Origin of the sequence: Exiguobacterium acetylicum (assembly GCF_019890935.1) — a bacterium.
Lineage (GTDB): Bacteria > Bacillota > Bacilli > Exiguobacteriales > Exiguobacteriaceae > Exiguobacterium_A > Exiguobacterium_A abrahamii.
Window position 1 is genome coordinate 1,989,600 of record NZ_CP082333.1, and the last position, 24,037, is coordinate 2,013,636.

The window sequence follows — 24,037 nt, forward strand, 5'->3', positions numbered from 1 at the left end:
TCGCTTCACACCGTGACAGCAACTCCTCCTCCTCTTGCGGATTGCCCAAGGGGCGAATGGGTGTGAGACAAGAAAACAGTCACTTTATGAAAAGTGACCGTCTCCATTCTTTATTCTAAACCTTCATAGAGTGAACGAACAGCCTCAACGACTTGTTCTTGTCCAATTTCTTCTGCATCGCCACCGCGACGGGCTTTTAATTCGACGATTCCTTCTGTCGCTTTTTTGCCGACGTTTAAACGAACCGGTAGACCAATCAAATCCGCATCGGCGAATTTGACGCCTGCTCGTTCTTTTCGGTCGTCAAGCAAGACACTGAATCCTGCAGCTGTCAACTCCCGGTATAGTGTTTCTCCGAGTTCAAGCTGTTCTGCATTTTTACCATTGACGACGATCAAATGGACATCGTATGGTGCGATCGCTTTTGGCCAAATGATTCCACGCTCATCATAATGTTGTTCGACGACTGCCGACAATGTCCGCGAGACACCGATGCCGTAACATCCCATGATGAGTGGTTGTGCTTTACCGCCTTCATCGAGGAACGTCGCTCCCATTCCTTCAGAGTAACGTGTTCCGACTTTGAAGACTTGACCGACTTCGATGCCACGTGCGAATTTAACGTTTCCGTTGCCGTCTGGTGACGCTTCACCTTCTTCGACGAAACGTAAATCCGTGTAGTCCGCTTCGAAATCACGGCTTGGGTCAACATGGATGTAGTGCGTTTCTGCTTTGTTTGCACCACAGACAGCGTTCGTCAAGGCACGTACCGCGTAATCGGCGACGATCTTCATGTCTGCCCCGATCGGTCCGAGTGTTCCAGGCGTTGAGTGAAGCGCTGCTTCAATCTCTTCGTCGCTCGCCATCGTGATGTCGAGTGCCCCCAGATAGTTTTTCAATTTGATATCGTTGACTTCGTGATCGCCCCGGACGAGAGCCATGACAAGTCCTTGTTCCGTTTTGAAGATGACAGTTTTGATCGATTCGTTTGCTGGTAAATTCAAATGTGCGCTGACCGCTTCGATTGTCTTCGCATCTGCCGTATGCACTTCTTCCAGTGCTTCTGGTGCTTTGTCTTGCTTCGGATAGGCATCGATCGACTCTGCCATCTCTAAGTTCGCTGCATAATCCGATTGGTCCGAGTAGACGATTGTATCTTCACCGATTGCTGCTAACGCATGGAACTCATGTGTTCCACTGCCACCGATCGCACCGGAGTCAGCGACGACTGGACGGAACTCAAGACCAACACGTGTGAAGATCCGCGAATACGTATCAAACATGTTTTGATACTCTTCGTCTAAGCTCTCTTGTGAAGAATGGAACGAATAAGCGTCCTTCATGATGAACTCACGACCACGTAATAAACCGAAACGTGGACGACGTTCGTCACGGTACTTCATTTGAATCTGGAAGAGATTGACCGGTAACTTTTTGTACGAGTTCAATTCATCACGAACGATTGAAGTGATCAGTTCCTCGTGCGTCGCTCCGAGCGCAAACCGGCGATCATGACGATCCGTCAAACGCATTAATTCAGGTCCATAGATATCCCAGCGTCCTGTTTCTTCCCATAGTTCAGCTGGTTGAATCGCTGGCATCAGTAATTCTTGCGCACCCGCTGCCTCTAATTCCTCGCGGATGATTGTCTCGATGTTTGCGAGAACGCGTTTTGCAAGTGGAAGATACGAATAGATCCCAGCGGCATTTTGACGCATGAATCCTGCACGAAGCAAGAGTTGGTGACTGATGGCTTCTGCATCAGATGGTACTTCACGCAACGTTGGCATGAATAGTTTTGATTGTTTCATAATGATTCACGAACTCCTTTGACTGAGTGATTAATTAAAAGAATTTTTGAATGTCGTTCCAAGTAACGACAAGCATGAGTAGCATCAAAAGCGCAAAACCGACGAAGTGAACCAATCCTTCTTTTTGAGGATCAACTGGTTTTCCGCGTAAGGCTTCAAGGAAGAGGAACAACAAGCGTCCTCCGTCAAGTGCTGGAAGTGGCAATAAGTTGAAGACGGCTAAGTTAACGGACAACAATGCCGTCCATGTCAATAGCATCGAGAACCCACTATCTGCGACCTGATCGGTCATCTTGACGATCCCGACTGGTCCTGATAATTGATCGACGCCAACAACACCGGTCACGAGATCTCCAACAGCTCCGACGATGAGCGTCGACATCCGCCATGTTTCTGAAACGCCCGTTTGTAGTGCTGTTCCGAATGATTTTTCTGTCTCATTCGTAACACCGATGATGCCGACCTTCTGTTCTCCTTGCTGTTGCACTTTTGGCGTGATTTCAGTTGTCGTCTCTTTCCCATCACGCTCATATTTTACTTCTGTCGCTTTCCCAGCACGATCTTGGAATCCAGCACGTAAATCAGTCCATTTGGCTGTATCCTGTCCGTTGACTGAGATGATCCGATCACCTTCAACAAGTCCTGCTTGATCGGCAGGTGAACCTTTTTGTACTGTTCCGATGACGCTGTCCCCTGTCGGAGAGCCATTATATAAGGCAAGACCGAATAAAATGACGAACGCGAGGACAAAGTTCATGAACGGTCCTGCAGCAATCGCAAGGACACGTTTCCAAACGGATTTCGAACCAAATGTGCGATCATACGGCGCAATTTGTGTCCGTGTCTGACCTTCGACAAGAAATGCTGTCGGTGAAACAGGATAGCGAACCGATGTCTCGTCTTGTAACCCAACGAGTTCGAGTTGACGCAACAAGTCAATCCGCTCGACAGTAACGACTTGATCAACTTGTGGCTGATCTGCATCGAAATAAATCGTCTCGATGACACCGTCCTTTAACTGTAATCCGACGGTTTGACCTGATTTGATCTCTACGAGTTCAGGTTCTTCACCCGCCATCTTGACGTAACCGCCAATCGGCAACAGGCGCACCGTATACAACGTCTCATTCTTAAACACTGAAAAGATCTTCGGTCCAAATCCAATCGCAAATTCCCGACAGAGAATACCTGCCCGCTTCGCCATTACGAGATGACCCCATTCATGGACGGCGACGAGTACACCGAACATCAGCACGATTGAAATAAAGGTCGTCATTACTTATCCCATCCTTAGTTAGCGAATGTAAGAGACGATACGAACTCACGCGCCCATCGATCAGCTTCAAGGATTTGATCCAAGGAAGGCTCGTCGATAAGCTCATGAGCTTGAAGCGCCGCCTCGACGCTCGCTTCGATTTCTAAAAAGCGAATGTCCCCTTTTAAGAAACGGTCCACCGCTTGTTCGTTCGCAGCATTGAGTACTGATGGCATCGATCCACCCGCTTGACCCGCTTCAAAAGCAAGTCGTAACAAGGGATAACGATCAAATGATGCATCAGCAAAGTGTAAGCGTCCGATTTCCTTTAAGTTTAACCGTTCTCCCCCTTGGATTTCAAGGCGGGACGGATATGTAAGAGCGTACTGAATCGGTTCTCGCATGTCGGGCATACCAAGCTGAGCCATGACAGCTCCATCATTGAATTCGACCATCGAGTGAATGATGGATTCACGATGAATGACGACATCGATATCCGCATAGTCGACATCAAATAACCAGTGCGCTTCAATGACTTCGAACCCTTTGTTCATCATCGTCGCCGAATCAATCGTGATTTTTGCTCCCATCGACCAGTTCGGATGCGCCAGTGCTTGTTCGACCGTCACGTCTGCCAGTTCTTCCCGTGATTGATCACGGAAGCTTCCGCCTGATGCCGTCAAGATGATTTGACGCACATCTTCTCGCCGCTCCCCATTCAAGCATTGGAAAATTGCTGCATGTTCACTATCGACTGGTAAAATCGTCACGTTTTTTTCACGCGCGAGCTTCATGACAAGGTGCCCTGCCGTGACGAGTGTTTCTTTGTTCGCAAGACCAATCGTCTTACCCGCCTCAATCGCAGCAAGTGTTGGACGTAAGCCAACAGCTCCGACGACCGCTGTAATGACCGTATCGACTTCAGGATGCGTCACGACATCAAGCAATCCTTCTTCACCGATGACGATCGTCGGCTGATAGGTCAACTGTTGCTCGAGTTCTTGACGTGTTGTCTCATCTTGGACTCCGACAAGCATCGGTTGCAAACGATTCAACCACGGTACAGCAACCGTCGTGTTGCGACCAAATGCAAAACTCGTCAATTCAAAAAGCTCTGGATTAGCCGCAATGACATCAAGCGTCTGCGTACCAATCGATCCCGTTCCACCGATGATACTGATTTTCTTCATAATGAAGTGCCTCCTCAAGCAAAGATATCGAGTACGACGAGGACCGTAAAGACGATCATCATGCTGTCGAACCGATCTAGAATACCACCATGACCCGGTAGCAATGTTCCAGAATCCTTCACACCATAATGGCGTTTGTAAGCGGACTGGACCAAGTCACCAAGTTGCCCAACGACGGCAACGATGATGGCAAGGACAATGACTTTCCCAAAACCGACTGTCGGTTCAATACTTTCGAACACGACACCGAGTAAGATGGCAAGTAACACGCCACCAACTGCCCCTTCAATCGTTTTGTTCGGGCTGATTGACGGCCACAGCTTATTCTTACCAAATCGCTTCCCGACGAAGTACGCCCCTGAATCCGTAAACCAGATCAAGAGAATGATCAAGAGCGACCACGTTAATCCATGTTCGAGTAAGCGGATGTAGGCGAACGATGCAAAACCGACACCGACATAAACCGCAGTCAGCAGTAAAAAGGCGACATCATCGAACGTAAAGACATTTTTCGAAAACACGTTCCAAAAGAGACCGATTAATAAAATGATCATTGCCCAAGCGATTGGTGAAAGTCCGATTGGGAGTGTCCGATCGACTGCCTCTTCATAGATACCGACGAATGGTAATAATGTGCCGATTCCGAATAAAATCCGTGGAATGCGCGAGCCGCTCCATTGTCGCATCCGGACAAGCTCGGTATAACCGAGAATCGTTAGTACTGCCATAAACGCTAAAAAGGGAAGTCCACCGATGTACAAAAGCGCCAAAAAGATGGCGCCTGCCCATATCCCTGTGATAATCCGAGTTTTCATAAGCTAGTTCCTCATTTAATCAGACGCCGCCAAATCGGCGTGTCCGTTGATTGTAATCTTCAATTGCTGCCAAGAAAGCATCCCGACGAAACTCTGGCCACAAGACATCTGTAAAATAAAACTCTGCGTACGCCGCTTGCCAAAGTAAAAAGTTCGATAACCGTTGTTCGCCACTCGTTCGAATCACGAAATCGACATCGGTTACGGATCCTGTCATTAGCTCGCGCTCGATCGTCTCCGGTGTAATCGCATCCGGTGACAATGTTCCTGCCTGAACCTGTGCGCCCAGTTTTTGCATGACTTGCACGAGTTCATCGCGTCCTCCATAATTCAGAGCGAAAATCAGACGAAGTCCTGTATTGTGTTGCGTATCCAGTTTCGCTTGTTCCACTGCCTCACGTGTGAAATGAGGGAGGCGTGACACTTCTCCTGCTACCTCGACTTTGACATTTTGCGCGTCTAACTCTTTTAAATCCGACTCTAAAAATTGTGCCGGTAGCTTCATGAGAAAACTCACTTCTTCTTCCGGACGCGTCCAATTCTCCGTCGAGAAGGCGTATAATGTCAGACTCTTAACGCCGAGTTCATTTGCAACCCGAACGACCTCACGAATCGATTTCATGCCTTCGCGATGTCCCATGATACGCGGAAGTCCGCGTTTTTGTGCCCATCTACCGTTTCCATCCATGATGATAGCGACGTGCTCAGGCACCCGGTCATAGGTTTCGGTTTCTTTCGTCTGATTCAACCATTGAAACATCCGTACTTCCTCCTCTCTCAATTATGAAGAAAGGGACTCTTCGTGTGACAAAGAGTCCCCCCCATGACGATCCGTCGCGTCATACTTCCATGATTTCTTGTTCTTTTTCCGTTGCTGTCTGATCAAGTTGTTTAACGAACTTGTCTGTCAACGTTTGAACATCTTCTGTGTATCCACGCAAATCATCTTCTGTCAATGCACCATCTTTTTCCTGTTTCTTTAACTGCTCGTTCGTATCACGACGAATGTTACGGAGGGCAACCTTACCTTCTTCCGTATACTTCTTGACGAGTTTGACGAGTTCCTTCCGGCGCTCTTCCGTTAGTGGTGGAATCGCAAGACGGATGACCGTACCATCAGATGATGGCGCAAGACCAAGATCAGCACGTTGAATCGCTTTTTCAATCTCGCTGACCATTGATTTATCCCATGGAGTGATCAAGATCAGACGTGCTTCTGGTGTGTTGACGTTCGCTACTTGATTGAGCGGTGTCGGTGCACCGTAGTATTCGACTTGAACGGGATCTAAAATCGCAACGTTCGCACGACCGGCGCGGAGTGTCGCAAGTTCTTTCTTAAGTGAAAGATGTGCTTTTTCCATCCGTTCTTCGGCTTGTTTTAAGATTTCTTTTGACATATTATTTCCCCCTTACGATTGTCCCGATTTCGTCACCGATGACGACACGTTTGATGTTACCTTCTTCCATCAACGAGAAGACGATGAGCGGGATGTCATTGTCCATACAAAGTGAAGTTGCTGTAGAATCCATGACTTGAAGTCCATCCTTTAAGACATCCAAGTAAGAGAGCGTCTCGAATTTCTTCGCTTCTGGATCAACATTCGGGTCAGCTGAGTAGACACCATCGACGTTGTTTTTCGCCATCAAGATGACCTCTGCTTCAATTTCAGCTGCACGAAGAGCAGCTGTCGTATCTGTTGAGAAGTACGGGTTCCCTGTACCTGCTGCAAAGATGACAACGCGTCCTTTTTCGAGGTGACGCATCGCACGGCGGCGAATGTACGGTTCTGCTACTTGGCGCATCTCGATTGATGTTTGAACACGTGTTTCAACACCTACGTCTTCTAAGCTGTCTTGAAGCGCAAGCGAGTTCATGACTGTCGCTAACATCCCCATATAATCGGCGTTGGCCCGGTCCATCCCAAGTTCTGCACCTGTTTTGCCACGCCAAATGTTTCCAGCTCCGACAACGACCGCTACTTCAACGTTCAATTCAACTAATTCGCGAATCTGTTCCGAGATAGATTTGACGATGACAGGATTGATCCCAAACCCTTGATCTCCTGCGAGCGCTTCTCCGCTCAATTTTAACACAATCCGGTTATATTTCGGTTGCATGACTATGTCCCCCTTGCTAAATTCCGTAAAAAAGGAACACGAACCACTTCCACACGAAAGTGGATTGAAGCATACGTGTTCCTTCTCTTGTCATCAGGATCATCCCGATTCTTATTTTTTAAGTTGGTTCATAACTTCTTCAGCGAAGTTCTCTTCGCGTTTTTCCATACCTTCTCCAACTTCGAAGCGTACGAATGACACGACTTTACCGCCTTTAGATTCTACATATTTACCAACTTTGAAGTCTGGATCCTTGACGAACGTTTGATCGACGAGGCAGATTTCCTCGAAGAACTTGTTCATACGACCAACGATCATTTTTTCAACGATGTTAGCTGGTTTTCCTTCGTTCAATGCTTGCTCAGTAAGGACTTTTTCTTCACGTGCTTTTTCTTCTTCTGTGACAGAAGTACGGTCAACGTAAAGTGGACGTGCTGCTGCAATGTGCATTGCAACGTCTTTTGCAACTGTTTCGTCTGTCGTACCTTCGATGACGACGACTGAACCGATGCGTCCACCCATGTGGAGGTAAGAACCGAAGACTGCATCATCTGCTTTTGTGAAGAGCGCTACGCGACGGAGTGAGATTTTCTCTCCGATTGTTGAAGCTTCTTCAGAGATGTATGTGTCGATTGTTTTACCTGCTTCGTATTCAGAAGCAAGAGCAGCTTCTGCTGTCTCAGAACCGTTACGGAGAACAGCGTCTGCGATGTTTTGAACGAGTGTTTGGAAACGTTCGTTTTTCGCAACGAAGTCTGTTTCTGAGTTGATTTCGACGAGTGCCGCTTTGTTGCCGTCAACTGCAACTGCAGTCAACCCTTCAGCTGCAATACGATCGCCTTTTGCTGCTGCTTTAGCGATCCCTTTTTCACGCAAGAAATCTACTGCTGCGTTCATGTCACCGTCAGTTTCAACGAGTGCTTTTTTGCAGTCGAGCATACCTGCACCTGTTTTTTCACGAAGTTCTTTAACCATTGCTGCTGTAATAGCCATTCGATATTCCTCCTTATAACATCCTTAGTTTCAAAAAAAAGGTGATAAAAGGTCGATTCCCTTTATCACCTGGCATCACGAATTACTCAGCGTCTGCTACTACTTCTTCAGTAGTTTCAGGTGCTACGTTATCTTCGCCTTGTTTAACTTCGAGGATTGCGTCAGCCATTTTACCAGTGAGCAATTTGACTGCACGGATCGCATCGTCGTTCGCTGGGATGACGTAGTCGATTTCGTCTGGATCACAGTTAGTATCAACAATCGCAACGATTGGGATGTTGAGTTTGTGTGCTTCTGCAATCGCGATACGCTCTTTGCGTGGGTCAACGATGAAGAGTGCATCCGGAACGCCTGGCATATCTTTGATACCGCCGAGGAATTTCTCAAGACGAGTCATTTCTTTTTTAAGAATGATGACTTCTTTTTTAGGAAGAACTTCGAATGTACCGTTCTCTTCCATTTTTTCGAGTTGTTTCAAACGGTTGATACGTTTTTTGATTGTAGAGAAGTTCGTGAGAGTTCCACCCAACCAACGTTCGTTGATGAAGTATTGACCTGCACGGATCGCTTCTTCTTTCACAGTGTCTTGAGCTTGTTTTTTCGTACCAACGAAAAGAACATTTCCGCCTTCTGACGCTACTTCACGGATGAAGTTGTATGCTTCGTCTACTTTTTTGACCGTTTTTTGAAGGTCGATGATGTAGATTCCGTTCCGTTCTGTGAAGATGTATTTTGCCATTTTTGGGTTCCAACGGCGTGTTTGGTGACCGAAGTGTACACCAGCTTCTAACAATTGTTTCATCGAGATTACTGCCATGATGAATTCCTCCTTTTGGGTTTTGGATGTCCTCCGCGATGATCGTCTGTCCAGCTAACCTATTAAAGGCACCGCAGCTGGCGATACATGCGTGCGTAATTAACACCGTAGACTAATATAGCATAAAGATTACCGAGGGGCAACCTTCGTTTGATGAGAAAGTTTAGCAATCAAAGCAACCTCGCCCGTTCCCCGATTCAAAGACCGTGCAAGCGTCTCAAGATCCGTTCCTTCTCGTAGTGCCTGCTTGACATCCGTTAATGGTGGTTCTTTTGAAATGGATCGCTCGATTTCGACGGTTTCCGAGTTCTCGTATGTAGCCGCCTCCACCATCTGTGGAGACGCGTCCGGTACTTGATCAACCTGTTCGTTCGCTACATTTATGGATGTCTCCGTCATGGCGTTGACGTTCTCCATGAAATGTAATAGTACTTGTTCTGTCTCATTCTTTTCACGTTCCAACCGTGTAATTCGGTCTTTAAGCGCTGCCTGCTGGCGAAATAATACCAGCAGCGCATAACACACTAAAGCAGCTAATAAAATATAAACGACAGTCATAATTCTTCCTTTCACATGGCGACACGATCTGCTAAGTAGGCACTTCCGAGCGCATTCTTCAACTTACGAAGCGCTTTTGAATGGATTTGTGAAATACGGGAAGTCGAGAGCCCAAGGACTTCACCAATTTCAGTAAGCGTCAATTCTTCATAATAAAACAACGAGACGACAAGTTGTTCTTTTTCGGATAACCCTTCGACTTCCTCTGCCAGTTTAGCAATCAACTCCCGCATTAATAACATATCTTCCGGTGTAGCAGTATCTGGATCTAAATAGGAGACGGTCATCGCCTTCCCCTCATCCTGTAGCGTGACTGCTTCATCGATCGATAATACATTCGCAAAATAGCTTTCTGCTAAAGCACCCTTGACCTCGTCCGGTGTCATGTCGACGATGGAAGAGACTTCGTCTAGTGTCGGCGTCCGTTGCAAAGATTGTTCAAGGATCTCGACGGCTGCCTCGACCCGTTTTGCTTTTTCCCGTAAGGAACGTGGTAACCAATCGATTTTACGAAGCCCATCTAAAATAGCTCCTCGAATCCGAAAGGCGGCATACGTGTCGAATTTATTATTATGATTTTGATCGAATTTTTGAAGCGCATCGTACAATCCCATCATACCTAAACTTTTTAACTCGTCTCGATCGACACTTTTAGGCAACGTCGCACTTAAACGCTGAACGTGGTATTGAACAAGTGGTTCATAATTGTGAAGTAACAGGTCTGCCACCGCAATATCGCGTGTGGTCAGCCATCGATCCCAAAGTTGTTGTAATTCCTCACGCATGACCATTCCTCCTCTAGATTTCCAGCGTCCCGACATTCACCGTCCGGATGACGAGACGCCCTGATTGTGAGTGGAACTCGATCGTTCGTCCATTCGTGCCGCCAACATCTTCGGCAACGAGTGGAATTTTGACTTGTTGAAGCATTGCTTTGACCGCAGCGATGTTTCGCTCGCCAATCCGCATTGATTCATGTTCATATTTAAATTGAAACATCTGAGCCCCACCCGCAATCTTCGCACGTAATCGGATGGCTCCACTTGCTCGTAATTCGCGGGCTACCTCTAGAATTGCCGTATCCGCGAACTTTCCGACTTCAAGCTCCCGATTCCGACTGATCGCTGAATCAGGCAACATGACATGCGCCATACTCGATAACCCTCGTTCCTGGTCATAGATGACGACGCCTACGCACGATCCAAGACCCGCTGTCCGTAAAATGACGGGGCGTTTACTGATGGCGTACTCCGCAATGCCAATCCGTACGATTTCATCCATTCAAGTCCACACCCAATCGTTCGAAGACCGTCTGAAAGGCGTTCGCTTCAGGCAACAAAAGTAAATGTCCGGTCAAATCGTTTCCTGCACTAGACAAGTGCGTGTCGATATAGACAGCCATATTTCCTGGAGTCGTAGATTCAAGTAAGGCTACTTCAAGTAACGCACCAACCATATCAAACGCTGATGCAGGAACACTGACATGTAACGATAAATCGAGCCAATCGGAGATAGCCCGAGCATATGCTCCTATTAAAATATTCCCAATTTCTTCCCAAGCAGAAACCCCCATTTCGTGGGAATCGGAAAAAAAGTGGAATTCCGTCTGCATCAATTGGCTAACGAGCTTCTCTGCATCACGAAGTGGCATCAAAAAAAGTAACGTTGCTTGAATATCGCCAGAAAAACGTAGCAATGCACCAGCGGTATACGTTTCCGCCCCACCACTTCGCTCGATGATCGTCGTGAAATCCTCAAGCTCAGCGGAAGGTACTTCGATCTCAATCGGTTGTCCAAGTAAGGTCGAAAGTGCTGTCGCTGCGTGACCAGCTCCAATGTTGCCGACTTCCCGTAAAATGTCCCGTTCGTTTGGGTTAAGCATGAACGATGTCCTCAAATAAGCGATTCGGTTCAATCAGTGAGAACAATTGCTGATCACCTTTAGCGACCGCAGTCAAATAGGAGGCATCCTCCTGCTTTTGTTCACTGAGCGGCTCGATGCGAACATCCGTTGATTCGACGACTTCATTTGCCCGGTCGACGATGAATCCAGCATCTCCATGCTCTAAAGTGGCGATGATGATGCGTGTCTCTTCTGTCTCTTCTGTTAACTCGAATCCAAGACGGGCGCGCAAATCAATCACGGGTGTGACGACACCACGCAAATTGATGACTCCTTTGACATAAGATGCAGCGTTCGGAATCCGTGTGATCGGGATGAGTCGTTCGATTGAACGAACAGACTGTACATCAATACCGTATGCATTATCTTCTAATTGAAAAACAACCCATTTTTGTTCCATCTTCGTTCCCCTCACTTCCGTAATAGTGCATTGCTGTCAATGATCAACGCGACTTGTCCGTCTCCAAGAATCGTCGCGCCAGAAATGGCACGGATACCTTCTAGATAACTACCGAGTGGCTTCATGACGATTTCTTGTTGACCGATCAATTCGGATACGATCAACCCTGCTAATTTTTCGCCACTCCGAACGACGACGACCGAATAGGCTTCTGCTTCATGCTGCGGCAATCCATACACTTCATTCAGCGAAATAAGTGGAACCAATTGTCCACGGAAATCAAATACTTTCTCCCGGTGCGCTTGCAGGATCGCTGATTTACGTAAGGATGTCGTCTCGATGATGGCAGTGAGCGGAATCGCATACGTCTCTTGTCCGAGCTCAACGAGCATGGCTGAGATGATCGAAAGCGTTAATGGTAAACTGATACGGAAAATCGTTCCTTCTCCGCGGCGCGTCTCAACGAATACTTCTCCGCCTAATGATTCGATCTTCGATTTGACGACGTCGAGACCAACACCACGACCAGACAAGTCCGTGACTTCTTCTGCCGTCGAGAAACCAGGTGCGAACAACAGCATCGAAGCCTCTTCGATCGTTAATTGCATCGCTTCTTCTTCCGTGATCAATCCTTTTTCAATCGCAATCCGTGTGACACGTTCGTGATTGATACCTGCTCCATCATCTTCAATCTCGATGAAGACTCGGTTTCCTGAATGATAGGCACGAAGCGAAAGATTTCCTTCGACCGGTTTATTCGCTAAAATCCGTTCCGCTTTGTTTTCAATTCCATGATCGATCGCATTACGGATCAAGTGGACGAGTGGATCACCAATCTCATCGATGACTGTCCGATCAAGTTCCGTCTCAGCACCTGTAATGTGTAGTTTGATATGTTTTCCGACATCCTTCGAAACGGAACGCACCATCCGCGGGAAGCGATTGAACACTTGTTCGATCGGCATCATCCGTAACGTTAAAACGAGTGATTGTAATTCGTTCGTACCTCGTTTGATTCGTTCGACCGTATCTGTCAATTCCGGTGAGCTGACTTCTGCTGCAATGCGCTCCAATCGACCGCGGTCGATGATGAACTCTTCGAACAGGTTCATCAAACGATCGATTCGCTCGAGATTGACACGAATCGTTTTCGAAGCGACAGGTGCAGATAGATCCGTCTGCTCTGGTGCTTCGGGTGAAGCTGTTGGTGCAGGTACTGATGTCGCAACCGGCACTTCCTGTGGAAGGGTGGATGTCGCTACCTCTGCTTCCGGTGTTGCTTCGAACACGTCCATCGTGACTGTTGCGACTTCTGATACAGAAGCAATCGCTTCTTGAATCGTCATCTGATCTTGTTGCGTCACGAACAGGACTGAGAACGTCGTCTCGAAATGCTCTTGCTCCAGTTCATCCGAGGTCGGATTCGACAAGATGACATCTCCGAGTTGCTGTAAACGATCAAACACCATGTAGACGCGTGCCGCTTTTAAGATGACATCCGCTGAAAGTTCGACTTTTACGATATACGCCTGATAACCGGAAGCAATGGATTGTTTGACGACTGCTTCCGAGTAGACATCACATTCGAATTTTTGCTCGGAAGATGAAGACGCAACTGGAATGATTCCGTCTTGATCGGGCCGAATGAACTGCTGTAATCGTCTTACTGTTTCCGTGACATCGAGTTTTCCTTTTCCACCGCGACTGATGTCTTCTACCATCGTCTCCAGTTGTTCGGCAGCAACGAAGAGGACATCGATCAATTCAGCTGTAGCAGGCTGTTTCTTCGATCTGACTAAATCAAGAGCGCTCTCCATCTCATGCGTTAAATCAGCAATCGCATCATATCCCATCGTTCCTGCCATCCCTTTTAGCGTATGGGCAGAACGGAAAATTTGATCGATGACCGCTTCATCGTCTAATCGTTCTTCAAAAACCAATAAACTTGTGTTAATCGCTTGTAAATGCTCCATCGACTCATCGAGGAACAACCCTACGTATTCATTTAAGTCCATGACTGATACCCTCCTTTAATCTTAACGGACATGATCTTTTCGCTTTTTCAGACGATGTAACAATCGATCTAAAAACTTCCGCTCCTTGACTTGTACACCTGTCAAGGATGTCGTGATGTGATCGAGTCGCCAACTGACGTCGCTCGTTCGATCCATCAAGTAAAATGGCATCTGTGCCTTGACTGCTTTAACGACTGTCGGATCTTCTGGTAAAAAACCGGTAAAGCGAAGGGGTTTTTGCAAGAATTGTTGGCTGACGAGCGCCAGTCGATCAAACGTTTCAAGCGCTTCTCCACCATTCGTCGCCCGATTAACGACGACGGAAATCGGGAGATCCGTTGCATGATGATGTGCCAGTTTGACGAACGCATAACCGTCCATGATTGAAGTCGGCTCCGGCGTGACGATCAACCATGCTTCGTCTGCACTACTGATAAAATCAAATGTCTGATGGTTCGCACCGGCTCCTAGATCGAGTAACACATAATCATATTCATAGAAAAATTGGAATTCCCGCAGCAGGAAGACGATATCCTCATCTGTAAAATTCGTCAGTTCCGTAAATCCACTCCCGCCATGAATGAAATGAAGAGAAGGAGACTGTTCGACGATTGCATGCTGGAGTGATTCTCGTCGTTTGACGCATTCCATCAAGGATGACTTCGATGATTGCCCAAATAGAATGCCGATATTCGCCATTCCAATATCAAGATCAATCAAGAGTACTCGCTTGTCTTGCAACGATAATGCTACACCTAGATTCACCGCGACATTCGTTTTTCCGACACCGCCTTTTCCACTCACGATGGCAATCGTCTTCGTTTCCTTGACGGTCACTTTTGACCGTAAGACACGTGCTTGATCTTCTCGCATCATCTCATCCCTCTTTCGACGATCATTCGGGATAACTCATCCGCAGTAGCGAACGTGATGTCTTCTGGTACTTCTTGACCAGTTGTTACGCAATAGATCGGTAAGTTTGTCTCTGTCACAAGTCCGAACATCGACCAGAGTTCGCTTGTCTCATCTGCTTTAGAGAACACGACACCCGATAGAGGAATCTTGTCGAAACGATCATGGATTTGTAATAAATCTCGGTACTTCGAAGTCAAACTAAGAACTAAGAAAACATCCGTATCTTTAAAGTCGTGTCGATTTCGTAACTGCTCTACATATGCTTCGTCAAGGAAATTCCGCCCCGCTGTATCGACAAGTACGATGTCACATGATGCTAGCGCTAGCTTTGCTCGTTCAAAATCTTCCAAGTCGTATGCAACATGAATCGGTATACCTAATATATCGGCATATGTTTTCAGTTGCTCAATCGCCGAGATTCGGTATGTATCGGTTGTGATGAGACCGACTCGTTGATTTTTAATGAGCGTATGGTGTGCAGCCAGTTTAGCGATGGTCGTCGTCTTACCGACACCAGTCGGTCCTGTCAGCATGACATAACGCGCAGTCGACGTTGTTACACGTAATGCCGTTTTTACTTCTTCAGTTAAGAGATCCGTTAATTCCGTTTGTTGCGTCTGATAATACGCAGTCAGTAATCGCTCATGTAATCGTTCAGATACTTGCTGTAACGCTGGTTCTGTCAACAACGGCACATAATGCTGCAATTCTCGCGGTAACGGCCGTTCACCGACTGTAACGATCGTCGGACGTACTGGAATCGGTTGGATCGTTTCCACAATGTCCTTCCGACTCGTTGCTTGCTTCGAGACGATCGGTTCATTCGACACATGTTCATCCACCGATGCAACCAGTTCCACTTTTTTCTTCGCAAACAAACCAAAGAATCCACCCACTTTGATATGTCGAGTATTCAATATGATGGCATCTTGACCAAGTTCGCGTTTTATTTGTTTCATTGCTTCGCCAATAGAATCCGCTGTGACTTTTTTGACTATCATCGCTTAAATCACCCCAATACTCTTGACTTCAATCGTTGGCATCAACTCGTTATAAGATAGAATCGGAACCTCAGGGAAATAGCGTTCCGTCAATTGACGAACGAACATCCGGATACTTGGAGACGTCAGAATGATCGGATGTGCGCCATATCGTTCAAATTCCATTGCTCGTTCTTGCAACGTCTCGATGAAACGTGTCGCTTTTTCGGGATCAAGCGCTAAATAATTTCCGAACTCTGTCTTTTGGATGGCTGACTGGATATCCAGTTCCATCTCACTCGAGACGGTCACGACATGCAAGACATCTCCTTGCATGACCTGTTCTGTAATTTGACGCGATAAGGATTGACGGACATATTCAGCGAGTAGTTCGCTGTCTTTCGTCACCGCCGCATAGTCTGCGAGCGTTTCGAAAATCAATGGTAGATTTCGAATCGAGACTTTTTCTTTTAATAATTGAACGAATACTTTTTGAAGTTCCCCGATTGATAACAGTTGTGGTGTTACTTCTTCGACCAAAATCGGATGCGATTCCTTCAAATGATCAACCAACTGTTTCGTCTCTTCTCGTCCGAGTAACTCAGCGGCATGTTTCTTCAAGAGCTCCGTTAAATGCGTCGCGACGACGGATGGTGGATCAACGACCGTATAGCCTGACATCTCTGCTCGGCTCCGTGTCTGTTCATCGATCCAGAGCGCCGGCATACCGAAGGCTGGCTCAACCGTCTCAATACCTCGAATTTCTGGATCATCGACACCCGGGCTCATCGCTAAATAATGATCCAGTAATAGCTCACCACTTGCCATCTCACTTCCGCGAATCTTGATCCGGTACTGGTTCGGTGATAACTGCAGATGATCACGAATCCGAACGGTCGGTAGAACGAATCCAAGTTCGAGTGCTAGCTGCCGACGAATCATGACGACACGATCGAGTAAATCGCCACCTTGCGCTTCATCAGCGAGTGGAATCAAACCGTAACCGAATTCAAATTCAATTGTATCGACATTCAGTAAGGAAATGACCGATTCACTTGAACGTAAGTTTTCGCTTGGGGCTTCTTCAACAGCGACCTCTTCTTGCATCGTCTTCGTCGTCTGCTTCATTCGCCAAGCGAAGAAGCCGAACAACGCTGCAATCGGCATCGTGACGTAGTCAGGAATCGCTGTGAATAGTCCGAGTAAGAAGATTGCTCCAGCCGCGATTCCGACGAGTAATGGTGTCCGTGCCAATTGACCGATGACATCCTCACCAAGGTTCCCATCAGATGTCGAGCGTGTAACGATGATCCCGGTCGCAACCGAAATCAAAAGTGCTGGAATCTGACTGACAAGCCCGTCCCCGACCGTCAGTAACGTATACAGTTCGACTGAATCCGCTATCGGTAAGCCTTGCTGAACGACACCGATGATCATTCCGAAAATCAAGTTGATGATGACGATGATGATACCAGCGATTGCATCTCCTTTAACGAACTTCGAGGCACCGTCCATCGCACCATAAAAATCTGCTTCCGATTGGATTTTTTGACGACGAGTCCGAGCTTGTAATTCGTCGATCATACCGGAGTTCAGATCGGCGTCGATTGCCATCTGTTTCCCTGGCATCGCATCAAGCGTAAAACGTGCCGATACTTCCGAGACTCGTTCTGAACCTTTCGTGATGACGAGAAACTGGATCAAGACGAGAATCAAGAAGACGACGAAACCGACGAGCGGCTTACCACCGACGACAAAATTCCCAAAAGCCTCGATGACTTCGCCACCATTTCCGTTTGATAGGATCGCCCTTGTCGTCGAGACGTTAAGTGCCAGACGAAACAAAGTGACGATCAATAACAACGTCGGAAAGACAGAAAATTCAAGTGCCTCTTTGGCATTCATCGCAACGAGTAATACCATCAAAGCAATTAAGATATTGATGATGATTAAAAAATCGAGCATGATAGCGGGCAGTGGAATGACGAGCATGAAGACGATCATGATGACGCCTAGCAGAACCGTTAAATCTCGTGTTGATATACTCATGATGCTTCATCCTTTCATTTTGCTTGTTTCAGTTGATAGACAAAGGCGAGTGTTTCAGCGAGCGCCTGATAGAACGTTTCATCCACTGCCATACCAATCTCTGTTTGAGCGAACAACGCCCGCGCCAGCGGACGATTTTCAACAATCGGGACGTCAGCTGCTGTCGCCTTCTCCCGAATCCGGAACGCGACAGCATCTACGCCTTTTGCAACGACGATCGGTGCCATATGTTTTCCGTCATCGTATTGAATTGCTACCGCATAATGGGTCGGGTTCGTGATGACGACGTCGGCATTCGGTATTTCTTGCATCATCCGCCGCATCGCCATCTCCCGTTGTTGTTGTTTGATCTTTCCTTTGATTTGAGGGTCACCTTCCGTGTTCTTATGCTCATCCTTTAAATCCTGTTTACTCATTCGAATCGACTTTTCGAAATCAAATTTTTGATAAGCGAAGTCAAGAATGGCTAACGCGATCAAGGCGATACTGACCGACAAACCGAGTAAAAATGTTAAATGACCAATGATAGCTAACGCATCGCCGATTGGTTCCGAGGTCAGCCTCGAAATCTCGACTTTATTATTCCAAAGAACCGTGCCACTCGTGACACCGATGACTAACAGTTTAAAAACGGATTTCAAAAATTCGACGAGTGCTTTGACGCTAACGATCCGTTTAACGCCTTGAAGTGGATTGATTCGGTCCAACTTCGGCTGAATCGCCTCACCACTTAAGAGCACACCAATCTGAACGAAATTGCCAAGGATCCCGATGACGACCGCTGTTAAAAAGAACGGTGCGACTAAAATCCCCATTTGAATCAGCATCTCGACTAAAATCTGTTCGATTCGTCCCTCTTCGACGGCTTGCAGAACTTGACTTGCACTGAGACCATCTTGTAGGACGAGCACGAATCGCCGTCCTAGAAACGGACCAAAAAAATAGAGAACAAGGAACATCGCGAATAACATGATACTACTCGTTAAATCTGCTGATTTTGCGACCTGTCCCTTCTTGCGGGAGTCATCCCGCTTTCGAGGTGTCGCCTTTTCCGTCTTCTCACCAGCGAAGTACTGAAGATCAAGGCGTAATCGGTATGTATGCATGTCCTTAACCTCCTAGTAATCGAATGGCGTCTGCAAGTACATCTTGCAACAATGGAACGAATCGACCGATTCCTGTGATCGTCGCGCCTGCTAATAAAAACAGAATCGCGTATCCCATTAACAGTTTGACGGAAAAACCAATCGCAAAAATATTGAACTGGGGTGCCGTTTTCGCTAAGAAACCGAGTGCGAGATCCACTAAAAAGAGTGAAACGACAAGTGGCATCGCCATTTGTAAGGCAGTCAACATCGCAAGACCAACGACACGGATGACAAGACTCATTCCAGCGTCCCCTGATACCGCAATCAGACTGCCCGGCGGAAAGATTTGAAAGCTCGTGTAGATGCCGTCCAGTAAAATGAGATGCATATCAGAAGCGAGTAGAACGAGTAACGTCAGCATGTAATAAAATCGTCCGACGATGGGTGACTGCCCGCCAAACATCGGATCATAAGCGGAAGCCATCGCAAGACCCATCTGCAAGTCGATGATCGAGCCCGCGATTTGTGGGGCATATAATAAAAAACTAGCAAGTAAGCCAAGAGCTAGCCCCACTAAGACTTCCGTTCCCATCCGAAAGAAAAAATCGAAGTCTTCTACACGAACATCTGTCTTCACGGCGTAGCTCGCAAAGTAAGCAAGTCCCGCAGCGAGCGCTAATTTATGTTGCGCTGGTAATTGCTTTGATGAAAACAAAGGCGCCGCGACAAGAAAACCAACGATCCGTCCAAAGACGAGCAGGAAAACACTCAGGAAAGAAAGTAACGTCATTTTCGGGAAACCTCAGCGATTTGTTTGAATAGATCGATCGTAAAGGTTTGTAGCTCCTGCATGATCCAAGGTCCAAAGAAGACAAGTGCTAAAAATACGGCAACGATCTTCGGAACGAACGATAATGTCTGTTCCTGAATCTGTGTCGTCGCCTGCAATATACTGACGAGCAGACCAACGACGAGCGAGACGAGTAGCAAGGGAGCCGATACCTTGAGTAATGTCCAGACAGCAGAGCTTGCCAACTGAATAATCATTTCTTGAGTCATCTTTTCTCCCCCCTAACGCATACTGACAAGTAGTGATTCAACGATCAGGTGCCAGCCGTCAACTAGAATAAATAACAATAGCTTAAACGGTAACGCAATCATGACCGGTGGTAACATCATCATCCCCATCGACATCAAAACACTCGAGACGACCATGTCGATGACAAGGAAAGGTATGAAGATCATGAAACCGATTTGAAAGGCCGTCTTCAGTTCACTAATCGCATATGCTGGAACGAGTGCGACGAGTGGGATATCTTCAATTTTTTCCGGTTTTTCATAATTACCGTATTTTAAGAATAATTCTAAATCATTCGTTCGCGTGTGCTTCGACATGAAGCGTTTCATCGTATCTCCCGCTTTATCAAACGCTTCATCTTGACTGATTTTATCGGCCATGTATGGTTTTAAGGCCGTCGTATTTAATTCCGATAAGACGGGCGACATGACGAACAGCGTAATGAACAAAGCCAGTCCGACGAGCAACTGGTTTGGTGGCGTTTGTTGTGTTCCGAGAGCCGAACGGACGAACGACAACACGACGACGACACGTGTGAAACAGGTCATTAGAATAAGTAATGAAGGCGCCAGCGACAACAACGTCAGTAATACAAGCAGTTTGATCGATGTCGCTGTCCCTGACGGAGTATCAAGTGAGATCAGATTTTCAATCGTATTCATGAGCGCCCTCGATTCTTCTGTAGTTGCTCGAGTTGTTGTTTGAACGTCTCAAGGAATGGTGAAGGTGCTGATTTCGAAGATGACTCTTCAAGATCCGTCGGTTCGTATCCCTCTAAATCGTCCAGCGTGTCTAAGAGTTGCACGTTCTCACCAACACCGACGACATAAATCTTATCCTGCACTTTCACTAACTGAACCGATCGATCCTTACCAAGTGGTACACCACCTAGATGAGTCAATCGACCAGAGTGTCTGACGCCTCGTGTCCGTTCATGAATGAATCGCGTCACGACGATGAATCCACCGATCAAGACGACGAGAACGACGACTCCTTTGAAGATAGTCAACGCCATGGAAGGACTCTCATCGACTTGCTGAGTCGTCGGTGCATCGTTCTTGGTTGGATTTAATTTTTCTTCAACCGTTTCCGCCTGTACAGGAAGTGTCAGCAGAAACAGAAGACAAATCAGCAAAGTCACTTTTTTCATGACGAGACAGTTTTCGAGACCGCTTCAAGCACACGATCCGCTTGGAACGGTTTGACGATGAAATCTTTCGCACCTGCTTGAATCGCATCGATGACCATCGACTGTTGCCCCATCGCCGAACACATGATGACCTTAGCCGCAGGATTGAATGCTTTGATTTCTTTAAGCGCAGAGATCCCGTCCATCTCAGGCATCGTAATGTCTAACGTGACGAGGTCTGGTGTCAATTCCTTATACTTCGAGACCGCTTCGCGTCCATTTTCTGCTTCACCGACGACATCATAGCCGTTCTTCGATAGGATTTCCTTGATCATCATCCGCATGAAAGCGGCATCGTCTACGATTAATACTTTTGCACTCATAATAGTTCCTCCTTAGAACATCCGAAGACGTTCTTTTGTATTTACGATTTCTGTAATACGTACACCGAAATTCTCTTCGATGACGACCACTTCACCCGTTGCGATCAATGTATTGTTGACGAGAACGTCAACTGGTTCCCCTGCCAGTTTATCCAGCTCGATGACAGAACCTTGTGTTAATTCCAATATGTCACGAACGGAGCGGCGTGTCCGTCCTAACTCAACCGTGACGTTCAACGGAACATCATATAACATTCCGATATTTCCTGGCGTGCCCTCTACTTCCATCTCACCTAACTGACTAAATTGAACTGGACTGACACCGACTGGCGTTGCTTTCGGTTCAGGTGGTGGGACGACCGTTCGTTGCTCCATCGCTGGTGCTGGTGTCGGTTGTGCTTGTGGTTGTTCTGGTTGCGCTTGTGCCGTTGTTTGCGGTGCAGGTTCTGCTTGTTGGGTCGTACTCGCGCTAAAGAGTTTTTGAATCAATTGCTTCGAAAAATCCAACGGTGCTAATTGAACGATTTTTGAATCAATCATCGTGCCAATCTTCAGATCAAACTCGATGATGACCATGTTCTCCCAAAGAGAAAAGCTATCGACGATACTCTTATCTTGTGAAAAGTCGAAGATTTCTACTGCAGGCGGTGAGATATCGATTCGCATGGAGAACACGGTCGACATCGATGTCGCAGCAGCTCCCATCATCTGATTCATCGCTTCCTGTACAGCAGAAAGAGCAATCGGATCCATTTCGATTGATTCATCAATGACGCCATCGCCTCCCATCATCAGATTCGCAATGACGGAAGCGTCTCGCTGTGTCAGGATCAGGACGTTTTCTCCTTTAAATCCTTCCGTATAGCCGACGCGCAACGCGACATGAGGAATCGGATAACGACTTCGTAATTCTTCCATCGAAATCATCCGGACGTGCGGTGTCGTAATTTCTACTTTTTGATTCAACAATGCCGATAAGGCCGTTGCTGAATTCCCAAGTGAGATGTTTCCGACTTCCCCTAGTGCATCGATTTCCATATCATCTAGTATTTCGTCTGCGTCCGTATCTTGCGGTTCATCGTTTGATGGCGTTCCGCGTAACAACGCATCGATTTCATCTTGCGAAAGCATATCGCTCATGTTATTCCTCCTCAATTCGTTGTAAGACTTGCAAAGCGAGGTGTTTCCCGTTTAGTCCCGGTCGAGCTTTAAACATCTTCCGGTCATCGACGAATACATCGACGGCATCTGAGGCTCGCGTCTTCAGGGATAAACAATCGCCTACTTCGAGGTGTAACAATTCACCAAACGATAGCTCTGTTTGGCCGAGCACTGCTTTTAAATCGACGACGGAACTCATCAACTGCGTTTGCATGTGTTCAGACTCTTGATTATCTGCTGTCGTTCGCTTTTCTTGTTGCATCCAATAATGACTTGATAATTTCGGAAGAACGGATTCAAGGGTCACGAACGGCAGACAGACATTCAATGTACCACTCACTTCTCCGACGGTTACGTAAATCGAGACGAGGATGACCGTCTCATTCGGAGAAACGAGCTGTAAAAACTGCGGATTGATCTCCAAATCGTCGTACTCCGCCTCAACTTCCGTCACCGACTCCCAAGCAGCTCCGTACTGGACGAAGGCACGTTTGAATAATTGCGTCAGAATACGCGTCTCAATCTCCGTTAAATTTTCAATCTTATTCATCCCTTCACCCGGTCCTCCAAGCAATCGATCGAGCATCGCATAGGCGATATTCGGATTGACTTCGAACAGGACTTTACCATCAAGCGGATGAAGATTGACTAGATTGATCAATGTCATGTTCGGAATAGAATGAATGAATTCATCATAAGGGAGTTGCTCGACTGTGTTGACTGTGAACTGGACGTACGTCCGTAGTTGTGCGGAAAAATGCGTCGTCAAGACTCGGGCGAACTGTTCATGGATCCGCGTCAAATTCCGTAATTGATCTTTTGAGAAGCGAAGCGCTCGTTTGAAGTCATAGACTTTGACACGGCGCTGCTCCTCTTGGCTTCGGATTTCCTCGACTTCCATATCTCCGCTTGAAATGGCTGATAGCAAGGCATCGATTTCATGTTGGGATAATACTTCGCTCATGCTGCCACCTCACTGGATGATTTTTTTCGTCGTATAGACACGCTGGACATCACCTTCTTGGATGAGCTTCTTGAACTGCATCCGCAACCGTTCTTCAAGCTTTTCCATATCCGCTTTTGAATCTAAATCCGACTTTTTCATCGCCGAAAGGTCACCCAAGATGATGTTATTGATTTGGAATTTTCGTAATTCTAAATCATCACGTGTTGCTTGATCGTCTGTAACGATCGTGAATTGGACATTCAAGAACCGTTCGTCAGCGATATTTGTCGTCAAGTCGTCTGTCTGAAGACTTCGTGCATCAAGTTCTTCACCTGTCGGCTGTTCGACTTTTGCTTCTGTCGTATCATTAGCCAAAAAGTAATTCATGATCATATACCCTGCCCCAACCATCAATGCTGCGACAATGATCATG

General features: G+C 46.9%; 27 protein-coding genes. All 27 read right to left on the reverse strand.

Going from position 1 to position 24,037, the window contains the following annotated elements; translation table 11 throughout:
- Window positions 1–110: 110 nt before the first annotated feature.
- Window positions 111–1,811 (reverse strand): proline--tRNA ligase, encoded by a 1,701-nt coding sequence (locus K7G97_RS10440; RefSeq protein WP_223040535.1) that lies wholly within the window; start codon window positions 1,809–1,811, stop codon window positions 111–113.
- 34 nt (window positions 1,812–1,845) lie between these two features.
- Window positions 1,846–3,087, reverse strand: a complete 1,242-nt coding sequence (gene rseP / locus K7G97_RS10445) for an RIP metalloprotease RseP (RefSeq protein ID WP_223040536.1) — start codon at window positions 3,085–3,087, stop codon at window positions 1,846–1,848.
- A 14-nt stretch (window positions 3,088–3,101) separates the two neighbouring features.
- On the reverse strand, window positions 3,102–4,256 hold the full coding sequence (locus tag K7G97_RS10450; RefSeq protein ID WP_223040537.1) for a 1-deoxy-D-xylulose-5-phosphate reductoisomerase: 1,155 nt from the start codon (window positions 4,254–4,256) through the stop codon (window positions 3,102–3,104).
- A gap of 14 nt (window positions 4,257–4,270) precedes the next feature.
- Window positions 4,271–5,071, reverse strand: coding sequence for a phosphatidate cytidylyltransferase (locus K7G97_RS10455; protein WP_023468689.1), 801 nt, complete (start codon window positions 5,069–5,071; stop codon window positions 4,271–4,273).
- Window positions 5,072–5,090: 19 nt separating this feature from the next.
- Window positions 5,091–5,831, reverse strand: coding sequence for an undecaprenyl pyrophosphate synthase (locus tag K7G97_RS10460; protein WP_029342046.1), 741 nt, complete (start codon window positions 5,829–5,831; stop codon window positions 5,091–5,093).
- 79 nt (window positions 5,832–5,910) lie between these two features.
- Window positions 5,911–6,468 carry a ribosome recycling factor gene (frr, locus tag K7G97_RS10465; RefSeq protein ID WP_058704863.1) on the reverse strand — a complete coding sequence of 186 codons (558 nt, stop codon included), beginning with the start codon at window positions 6,466–6,468 and terminating at the stop codon, window positions 5,911–5,913.
- Window position 6,469: 1 nt separating this feature from the next.
- The gene (gene pyrH / locus K7G97_RS10470) at window positions 6,470–7,189 is read right to left on the reverse strand and encodes a UMP kinase (protein WP_029342047.1); all 720 of its coding nucleotides are present in this window, start codon (window positions 7,187–7,189) and stop codon (window positions 6,470–6,472) included.
- 111 nt (window positions 7,190–7,300) lie between these two features.
- On the reverse strand, window positions 7,301–8,182 hold the full coding sequence (gene tsf, locus K7G97_RS10475) for a translation elongation factor Ts (protein ID WP_023468693.1): 882 nt from the start codon (window positions 8,180–8,182) through the stop codon (window positions 7,301–7,303).
- Between the two features lie 82 nt (window positions 8,183–8,264).
- The gene (gene rpsB / locus K7G97_RS10480; RefSeq protein WP_012370721.1) at window positions 8,265–8,999 is read right to left on the reverse strand and encodes a 30S ribosomal protein S2; all 735 of its coding nucleotides are present in this window, start codon (window positions 8,997–8,999) and stop codon (window positions 8,265–8,267) included.
- A 129-nt stretch (window positions 9,000–9,128) separates the two neighbouring features.
- The gene (locus K7G97_RS10485) at window positions 9,129–9,572 is read right to left on the reverse strand and encodes a hypothetical protein (protein ID WP_223040538.1); all 444 of its coding nucleotides are present in this window, start codon (window positions 9,570–9,572) and stop codon (window positions 9,129–9,131) included.
- Window positions 9,569–10,342 (reverse strand): FliA/WhiG family RNA polymerase sigma factor, encoded by a 774-nt coding sequence (locus K7G97_RS10490; protein ID WP_047393832.1) that lies wholly within the window; start codon window positions 10,340–10,342, stop codon window positions 9,569–9,571. The genes K7G97_RS10485 and K7G97_RS10490 overlap by 4 nt, the downstream gene beginning before the upstream one ends.
- A 13-nt stretch (window positions 10,343–10,355) precedes the next feature.
- A complete protein-coding gene (locus K7G97_RS10495; RefSeq protein ID WP_029342052.1) occupies window positions 10,356–10,838 on the reverse strand; it encodes a chemotaxis protein CheD in 483 nt (160 codons plus the stop codon).
- Window positions 10,831–11,439, reverse strand: a complete 609-nt coding sequence (locus K7G97_RS10500) for a chemotaxis protein CheC (protein ID WP_029342053.1) — start codon at window positions 11,437–11,439, stop codon at window positions 10,831–10,833. Before K7G97_RS10500 ends, K7G97_RS10495 begins: the two co-directional genes overlap by 8 nt.
- Window positions 11,432–11,860 carry a chemotaxis protein CheW gene (locus K7G97_RS10505; protein WP_195864787.1) on the reverse strand — a complete coding sequence of 143 codons (429 nt, stop codon included), beginning with the start codon at window positions 11,858–11,860 and terminating at the stop codon, window positions 11,432–11,434. Before K7G97_RS10505 ends, K7G97_RS10500 begins: the two co-directional genes overlap by 8 nt.
- Before the next feature lie 11 nt (window positions 11,861–11,871).
- Window positions 11,872–13,875: a chemotaxis protein CheA gene (locus K7G97_RS10510; RefSeq protein WP_223040539.1), complete on the reverse strand. Its 2,004-nt coding sequence runs from the start codon at window positions 13,873–13,875 to the stop codon at window positions 11,872–11,874.
- Window positions 13,876–13,896: 21 nt separating this feature from the next.
- Entirely contained in the window at window positions 13,897–14,751 is an 855-nt protein-coding gene (locus K7G97_RS10515) for a MinD/ParA family protein (protein WP_223040540.1), read from the reverse strand.
- On the reverse strand, window positions 14,748–15,791 hold the full coding sequence (locus K7G97_RS10520; RefSeq protein ID WP_223040541.1) for a flagellar biosynthesis protein FlhF: 1,044 nt from the start codon (window positions 15,789–15,791) through the stop codon (window positions 14,748–14,750). Before K7G97_RS10520 ends, K7G97_RS10515 begins: the two co-directional genes overlap by 4 nt.
- Before the next feature lie 3 nt (window positions 15,792–15,794).
- A complete protein-coding gene (gene flhA, locus K7G97_RS10525) occupies window positions 15,795–17,819 on the reverse strand; it encodes a flagellar biosynthesis protein FlhA (protein WP_223040542.1) in 2,025 nt (674 codons plus the stop codon).
- 14 nt (window positions 17,820–17,833) lie between these two features.
- Window positions 17,834–18,925 carry a flagellar biosynthesis protein FlhB gene (gene flhB, locus K7G97_RS10530; RefSeq protein WP_223040543.1) on the reverse strand — a complete coding sequence of 364 codons (1,092 nt, stop codon included), beginning with the start codon at window positions 18,923–18,925 and terminating at the stop codon, window positions 17,834–17,836.
- 4 nt (window positions 18,926–18,929) lie between these two features.
- The gene (gene fliR / locus K7G97_RS10535) at window positions 18,930–19,697 is read right to left on the reverse strand and encodes a flagellar biosynthetic protein FliR (protein ID WP_195864781.1); all 768 of its coding nucleotides are present in this window, start codon (window positions 19,695–19,697) and stop codon (window positions 18,930–18,932) included.
- A complete protein-coding gene (fliQ, locus tag K7G97_RS10540) occupies window positions 19,694–19,966 on the reverse strand; it encodes a flagellar biosynthesis protein FliQ (protein WP_023468705.1) in 273 nt (90 codons plus the stop codon). The genes fliR and fliQ overlap by 4 nt, the downstream gene beginning before the upstream one ends.
- Window positions 19,967–19,978: 12 nt before the next feature.
- Entirely contained in the window at window positions 19,979–20,647 is a 669-nt protein-coding gene (fliP, locus tag K7G97_RS10545; RefSeq protein WP_023468706.1) for a flagellar type III secretion system pore protein FliP, read from the reverse strand.
- Entirely contained in the window at window positions 20,644–21,135 is a 492-nt protein-coding gene (locus K7G97_RS10550) for a flagellar biosynthetic protein FliO (protein WP_223040544.1), read from the reverse strand. Before K7G97_RS10550 ends, fliP begins: the two co-directional genes overlap by 4 nt.
- Window positions 21,132–21,497: a response regulator gene (locus K7G97_RS10555; protein ID WP_035407009.1), complete on the reverse strand. Its 366-nt coding sequence runs from the start codon at window positions 21,495–21,497 to the stop codon at window positions 21,132–21,134. Before K7G97_RS10555 ends, K7G97_RS10550 begins: the two co-directional genes overlap by 4 nt.
- 12 nt (window positions 21,498–21,509) lie before the next feature.
- On the reverse strand, window positions 21,510–22,637 hold the full coding sequence (gene fliY / locus K7G97_RS10560) for a flagellar motor switch phosphatase FliY (RefSeq protein WP_223040545.1): 1,128 nt from the start codon (window positions 22,635–22,637) through the stop codon (window positions 21,510–21,512).
- Between the two features lies 1 nt (window position 22,638).
- Window positions 22,639–23,622: a flagellar motor switch protein FliM gene (gene fliM / locus K7G97_RS10565; RefSeq protein ID WP_029342065.1), complete on the reverse strand. Its 984-nt coding sequence runs from the start codon at window positions 23,620–23,622 to the stop codon at window positions 22,639–22,641.
- 9 nt (window positions 23,623–23,631) lie between these two features.
- A complete protein-coding gene (locus tag K7G97_RS10570) occupies window positions 23,632–24,036 on the reverse strand; it encodes a flagellar basal body-associated FliL family protein (RefSeq protein WP_231681733.1) in 405 nt (134 codons plus the stop codon).
- Between the last annotated feature and the right edge of the window lies 1 nt (window position 24,037).